General features: G+C 70.6%; 6 protein-coding genes. 3 read left to right on the top strand and 3 right to left on the bottom strand.

Translation table 11 applies throughout. The features are described from left to right. The first annotated feature begins 158 nt into the window (after window positions 1-158). The 3 genes from ACWGO0_RS34530 to ACWGO0_RS34520 all read left to right on the top strand — a co-directional run bounded on the left by ACWGO0_RS34530 (window position 159) and on the right by ACWGO0_RS34520 (window position 3,353). Window positions 159-617 carry an Lrp/AsnC family transcriptional regulator gene (locus ACWGO0_RS34530; RefSeq protein ID WP_453543966.1) on the top strand — a complete coding sequence of 153 codons (459 nt, stop codon included), beginning with the start codon at window positions 159-161 and terminating at the stop codon, window positions 615-617. Window positions 618-814: 197 nt separating this feature from the next. Beyond that, entirely contained in the window at window positions 815-1,612 is a 798-nt protein-coding gene (locus ACWGO0_RS34525) for a carbon-nitrogen hydrolase family protein (protein WP_453543965.1), read from the top strand. Window positions 1,613-1,661: 49 nt separating this feature from the next. Further along, window positions 1,662-3,353 (top strand): flavin monoamine oxidase family protein, encoded by a 1,692-nt coding sequence (locus tag ACWGO0_RS34520; RefSeq protein WP_453543963.1) that lies wholly within the window; start codon window positions 1,662-1,664, stop codon window positions 3,351-3,353. Window positions 3,354-3,362: 9 nt separating this feature from the next. On the opposite strand, the gene ACWGO0_RS34515 is transcribed toward ACWGO0_RS34520, so the two are convergent. The 3 genes from ACWGO0_RS34515 to ACWGO0_RS34505 are packed head-to-tail and all read right to left on the bottom strand — an operon-like array spanning window position 3,363 to window position 6,327. After that, window positions 3,363-4,211 (bottom strand): fumarylacetoacetate hydrolase family protein, encoded by an 849-nt coding sequence (locus ACWGO0_RS34515; RefSeq protein ID WP_453543961.1) that lies wholly within the window; start codon window positions 4,209-4,211, stop codon window positions 3,363-3,365. A 39-nt stretch (window positions 4,212-4,250) separates the two neighbouring features. Then, window positions 4,251-5,288 carry a hydroxyacid dehydrogenase gene (locus tag ACWGO0_RS34510; protein ID WP_453543959.1) on the bottom strand — a complete coding sequence of 346 codons (1,038 nt, stop codon included), beginning with the start codon at window positions 5,286-5,288 and terminating at the stop codon, window positions 4,251-4,253. Then, window positions 5,272-6,327 (bottom strand): dihydrodipicolinate synthase family protein, encoded by a 1,056-nt coding sequence (locus ACWGO0_RS34505; protein WP_453543957.1) that lies wholly within the window; start codon window positions 6,325-6,327, stop codon window positions 5,272-5,274. Before ACWGO0_RS34505 ends, ACWGO0_RS34510 begins: the two co-directional genes overlap by 17 nt. Window positions 6,328-6,332: the final 5 nt, after the last annotated feature.

Here is a 6,332-nt window from a genome sequence, read left to right as displayed (position 1 = left end):
CAGTGTTTTATCTGGGTGACGCCGGGGGGGTCGATGTCCCGGTTGTCACCGGCGGGTTGGGGGTGGGGGGGGGGGGGGGGGGGGGTATTGTTCAATTTGGGGGGCGGGGCCTTTCCCGCCGCCCCCGAACCGGACCGCAGAGAAGTGAACCGCCCGAAGTGCGCCTGAACGACCTCGACGAACGCATCGTCCACGCCCTCGCCGAAGACGCCCGGCGCTCCTACGCCGACATCGGCGCACTCGTCGGCCTGTCCGCCCCCGCGGTGAAACGCCGCGTGGACCGGCTGCGCGCGGAGGGCGCGATCACCGGGTTCACCGTGCGGGTGGACCCGGCGGCGCTCGGGTGGGAGACCGAGGGGTTCATCGAGATCTACTGCAGCCGCAATACGGCGCCGGAGGCGATCAAGCGGGGGCTCGCACGGTATCCGGAGGTCGCTTCGGCCTCGACGGTCACCGGTGAGGCGGATGCGATCGTGCAGGTCTTCGCCGCGGACATGCGGCACTTCGAACAGGTGCTGGAGCGGATCGCGGGCGAGCCGTACGTGGAGCGGACGAAGTCCGTGCTCGTGCTGTCGCCGCTGTTGCGGCGGTACTCGGCGGGGTCGCCGCCCGCCTAGCGTGCCGGGTCCCCTGGTGAGACCCAGATCACCCTTCTGACCTGCTGGGACTCCCCGCGCAACGAATCGCCGCGACGGGCCCGGCGTACGCAATGGATCGACGGTCGGTGCGCAACGGTCGCGCCTTGTCCGGGGGGATCGGCGGACCGTACCGTCAATACGTCTCCCCACTCCGCTCGCACCGCCCGAGGTCAGCCATGCCGTCGTTGCGTACCGCCCTGCTCCAGAGCTCCGGACTGCCCGGTGCCGTGGACGAGAACCTCAAGGTCCTCGACGAGGCCGCCGGACGCGCCGCCGGGGCCGGGGCGCAGCTGCTCGTCTGCCCCGAGATGTTCCTCACCGGCTACGCCATCGGCGACGCCGTCCCCCGGCTCGCGGAGGCCTCCGACGGACCCGGTGCGCAGGCCGTCGCCGACATCGCCGTACGGCACGGGCTCGCGGTGCTCTACGGCTACCCGGAGCGCGACGGGGAGCAGATCTTCAACGCGGCGCAGCTCATCGGCCCGGACGGCGCGGCGCTCGCGAACTACCGCAAGACCCACCTCTTCGGCTGCTTCGAGCAGGAGTGGTTCACCCCCGGCGAGCAGCCCGTGGTGCAGGCCGAGCTCGGTGGCGTACGCATCGGCCTGCTGATCTGTTACGACGTCGAGTTCCCGGAGAACGTCCGGGCGCACGCCCTCGCGGGCACCGGTCTGCTGCTGGTGCCGACGGCGCAGATGCACCCCTTCCAGTTCGTCGCCGAATCCGTCGTACCGGTGCGTGCCTTCGAGAGCCAGATGTACGTCGCGTACGTCAACAGGACAGGGCAGGAAGGCGAGTTCGAGTTCGTCGGGCTCAGCTGTCTGGCCGGTCCGGACGGTGTCGTGCGGGTCCGTGCCGGGCGTGGCGAGGAGCTCGTCGTGGGGGATGTGGACCCGGAGTTCCTGAGCGCGTCGCGCGCCGCCAACCCGTATCTGAACGACCGCCGCCCCGGTCTCTACGGCTCCCTCGTCTGAGCCCGCCCCCGCCCCCTTCCCGTAGTTCCCCGCAAGGAGTCCGTACCCCATGACGTCCACGGTGCCCAACGCCGTCCAGCACACCGACGCGCAGCCGCCGATCACCATGTTCGGGCCGGACTTCCCCTACGCGTACGACGACTTCCTCGCCCACCCGGCGGGCATCGGGCAGATCCCGGCCACCGAGCACGGCGCCGAGGTCGCCGTCATCGGCGGCGGGCTCTCCGGCATCATCGCCGCGTACGAGCTGATGAAGATGGGCCTCAAGCCCGTCGTCTACGAGGCCGACCAGATCGGCGGACGGCTGCGCACCGTCGGCTTCGAGGGCTGCGACCCCGAACTGACCGCCGAAATGGGCGCGATGCGCTTCCCGCCGTCCTCCACGGCGCTCCAGCACTACATCGACCTGGTGGGCCTGGAGACCAAGCCGTTCCCCAACCCGCTGTCCCCGGCCACCCCCTCGACCGTCGTCGACCTCAAGGGCGAGTCGCACTACGCGGAGACGATCGCCGACCTGCCCCAGGTCTACCGCGATGTCATGGACGCCTGGAACGCCTGCCTGGAGGAGGGCGCCGACTTCTCCGACATGAACCGGGCGATGCGCGAGCGCGACGTTCCGCGCATACGCGAGATCTGGGCGAAGCTCGTCGAGAAGTTCGACAACCAGACCTTCTACGGCTTCCTCTGCGACTCCGAAGCCTTCAAGTCCTTCCGGCAGCGCGAGATCTTCGGCCAGGTCGGCTTCGGCACCGGCGGCTGGGACACCGACTTCCCCAACTCCATCCTGGAGATCCTGCGCGTCGTCTACAGCGAGGCGGACGACCACCACCGCGGGATCGTCGGCGGCAGCCAGCAGCTGCCGCTGCGCCTCTGGGACCGCGAACCGCAGAAGATCGTCCACTGGCCGCTCGGCACGTCACTGGCCACCCTGCACAACGGCGAGCCGCGCCCCGCCGTGACCCGGCTGAACCGCACCGCGGGCAACAAGGTCACCGTCACCGACGCGAGCGGCGACATCCGTACGTACCGTGCCGCGATCTTCACCGCGCAGTCCTGGCTGCTGCTCTCCAAGATCGCCTGTGACGACGCGCTCTTCCCGATCGACCACTGGACGGCGATGGAGCGCACCCACTACATGGAGTCGTCCAAGCTGTTCGTGCCGGTCGACCGGCCGTTCTGGCTGGACAAGGACGAAGTGACCGGGCGCGACACCATGTCGATGACGCTCACGGACCGGATGACCCGGGGGACGTACCTCCTGGACGAGGGGCCCGACAAGCCCGCCGTCATCTGCCTCTCGTACACCTGGTGCGACGACAGCCTGAAGTGGCTGCCGCTCTCGCCGAACGAGCGCATGGACGTCATGCTCAAGTCGCTCGGCGAGATCTATCCGAACGTGGATATCCGCAAGCACATCATCGGGAACCCGGTCACCGTCTCCTGGGAGAACGAGCCGTATTTCATGGGCGCGTTCAAGGCCAACCTGCCGGGTCACTACCGCTACCAGCGGCGGCTGTTCACCCACTTCATGCAGGACCGGCTGCCCGCCGACAAGCGCGGGGTCTTCCTCGCGGGCGACGACATCTCCTGGACGGCCGGATGGGCCGAGGGCGCCGTGCAGACCGCGCTCAACGCCGTGTGGGGTGTGATGACCCAGTTCGGCGGTGCCACGGACGCGACGAACCCCGGCCCCGGCGATGTCTTCGACGAGATCAGCCCGGTGGAGCTTCCGGAGGACTGAGAGCGGCCGTCACGCGGGCCGGCAGACGCTGCGCTGCCGGCCCAGGCCGGAGATCTCGATCTCCATCACGTCGTCAGGACCCAGGTAGGGGAAGCGGCCGGACAGCGCCACGCCCTGCGGTGTGCCGGTGTTGATGACGTCCCCGGGTTCCAGCACCAGATACTGCGACAGATGGTGCACCAGATGCGCCACGCTGAAGATCATGTCGGCGGTGGAGGAGTCCTGGCGCGGCTCCCCGTTGACGTGACTGCGCAGCCGCAGCTGCTGCGGGTCGCCCACCTCGTCGCCCGTCACCAGGACCGGGCCGAGCGGGTTGAACGTGGCGCAGCTCTTGCCCTTGGACCACTGGCCGCCCGACTGCTCCAGCTGGAACGCGCGCTCGGAGACGTCGTTGCTGACGGCGTAGCCCGCGATGTGAGCGGCGGCGTCGGCGGGGGAGTCCAGGTAGGAGGCGCGGCGGCCGATGACGACGGCCAGCTCGACCTCCCAGTCCGTCTTCTTCGAGCCGCGCGGGATGAGCACGTCGTCGTACGGGCCGACGACCGTGTTCGGCGACTTGTAGAAGAGGATCGGCTGCTCGGGCGGCTCCGAGCCCGACTCCGCCGCGTGGGCCGCGTAGTTCTGGCCGATGCAGAGCAGCGCGGACGGGCGGGCCACGGGGGCGCCGATCCGCTGCCCGGCGATGTCGATCTCCGGGAGCTTCGGCTCGGCGGGGATCAGGTGCGGCTTCTCGGCGAGCGCCGTCAGGAAGGCGCCGTCGATGTCGTCGGTGATCGCCGACAGGTCGTAGTGGCGGCCTTCGGGGCAGACGAGCACCGGGCGCTCATGGCCCGGCTCGCCGACGCGCATCAGACGCATGGGGGTTCAACTCTCCTGGTGGGTAGAAGGGGTTGGTGGTCAGCGCAGGCGGGCGAGTGCGTCGACACCGACCGCGTGGGCCGGGGGGCGTCCGGACAGCAGCCGCAGCACCTCGTCGACCGCGCTCGCGCCGAGCCGCTGCCGGCACTCGACGCTGCCCGCCGCCTGGTGCGGGGTGAGCAGCACGTTGGGGAGCGCGCGGAACGGGTGGCCGGTGGGCAGGGGCTCGGCGTCGAAGACGTCGATCGCCGCGTCCAGCCGGCCAGTGGACAGCTCGGCGAGCAGCGCGTCCTCGTCGACCAGCCAGGACCTGGCGGTGTTCACCAGACCGGCCCCGTCCTGCATCAGCGCCAGTTGCGCGGCGCCGATCATCCGGTGGGTCTCCTCGGTCACCGGCGCGTGCACGGCGACGATCCTGCTGCGCGAGAGCAGTGTTTCCAGGGGTACGGAGTCCACGCCGAGCGCAGCCGCGTCCTCCTCGGACAGGAACGGATCGGTGACGCTCACCCGCGCCCCCATCGCCCGCACCATCGCGATGTACGCGCGACCGGTGCGGGAGGCCCCGATCACCCCGATGTCGCTGCCGTGGATCTCGTGACGCGGCGGAGCGTCGCTCGCCGTCGCCCAGTCGGCCCCGGCCCGCAGGGCGTGGTCGAAGCGCTGGATACGGTGCAGCAGGGAGAGCGTGAAGGCGAGCGCCACCTCGGCGACCGGCCGCGCCATCTCGTCCCCGGCCTGCGTGACCAGGATCGAGCGGCGGAAGACCTCTTCCGTGACGTACGGGGCAACGGCGGAGCCGGTGTGTGCGATCAGCTCCAACTGGTCTGCCGCGTCCAGGAGTTCCTTGTCGGCCTTGGGGCTGCGCCACGAGAGTACGAGGGCGCGGGCACCGGGAAGCGCCTCGATCAGCGCCGCCCTGTCGGTGTGTTCGTCCAGGACGGTGAGGTCCGCGGACCGTTCCAGTGCCTGCCAGACCTCGGCCGTGAAGAACTGTGCGCGCAGCTTCGGCGGTACGGAGACGACCACCCGCGGGCGGCCGGAGCTGTCGGATCGGGCGGCGTCAGGAGAGCCAGGCATCGAGGTGCTCCGCAATGAAGGCGTCATCGGTCAGCCAAGGGTAGGTCCCGGACACCCGGGTGATCTCGTCGGCCTGTCCCGGCGACAGCGTCTCGGCCGGGTCCAGGCAGCGGATGTTCTCCAACAGGCCCTGGCGGCGCAGCACTTCATGCACCCCGGCGATGCAGCCGCGGAACGCCCCGCGTACGTCGAAGACCGCGCTGTTGGCGTCCGTGAGCCCCGGCCGGCGGGCCAGACAGCGCACCATCGCCTCGTGGTCACCGGCGCGCGCGGCCCGTACGTCGTCGAGGAGCGTCACGGCGGAACTCGTCCACACGGCCCACTGGCCGAGGAGCCCGCCGGCGAACCAACGGCGCTCACCGCTCGCGGTCTCGTACGGGGTGAGCAGGTCACCGATGATGTCGTCGTCGTTGCCGGTGTACAGCGCCACCTCGCCCGCCCGGTCGGCGCCCGCCACCGCGCGGATGACATCGGCGGTGCGGTAGCGGTCGAACGGGGCGATCTTCACCGCCACCGTGGACGGCAGATCGGTGAACGACGACCAGAAGCCGGGCGACAAGTAGCGCCCGCCCACGGCCTCCTGGAGGTAGAAGCCGATGACCGGCAGCACCTCGCCCACCGCACGGGCGCGCTCCAACAGGCCCTTCTCGTCGGCCCCCGGCACGGCCGGGCTGAGCAGCACCGCGTCATAGCCCAGCGAGGCGGCGGTCTCGGCCTCGGCGACCGCCTGCGCGGTGTAGCCGCAGGCCCCGGCGACCTTGATGAACGGGCGGCCCGCCTCCGCGTCGATCGTCTCGGCGGCGAGCTCCAGGACCGGCCGGAACAGCCCGACCTGCGGCTCCCGGATCTCGAACTGGGTGGTGTGCACGGCAACGGCGACGCCGCCCGCCCCGGACGCCAGGTAGTAGCGGGTCAGCGCACGCTGCCGGCGCTCGTCGAACCTACCGTCCGCGGTGAGGGCGAGGGGATGCGCGGGGATCACCGCCCCGTGGGCGAGCTGCTCCAGGGCGGGGGTGTGCAGGAGGGAGGGAGTGGACATGGAGT

The organism is Streptomyces sp. NPDC055749 (genome assembly GCF_053617235.1).
The sequence above is the reverse complement of the archived record's forward strand: the minus strand, read 5'-3'. Positions and strand labels throughout refer to the sequence as shown.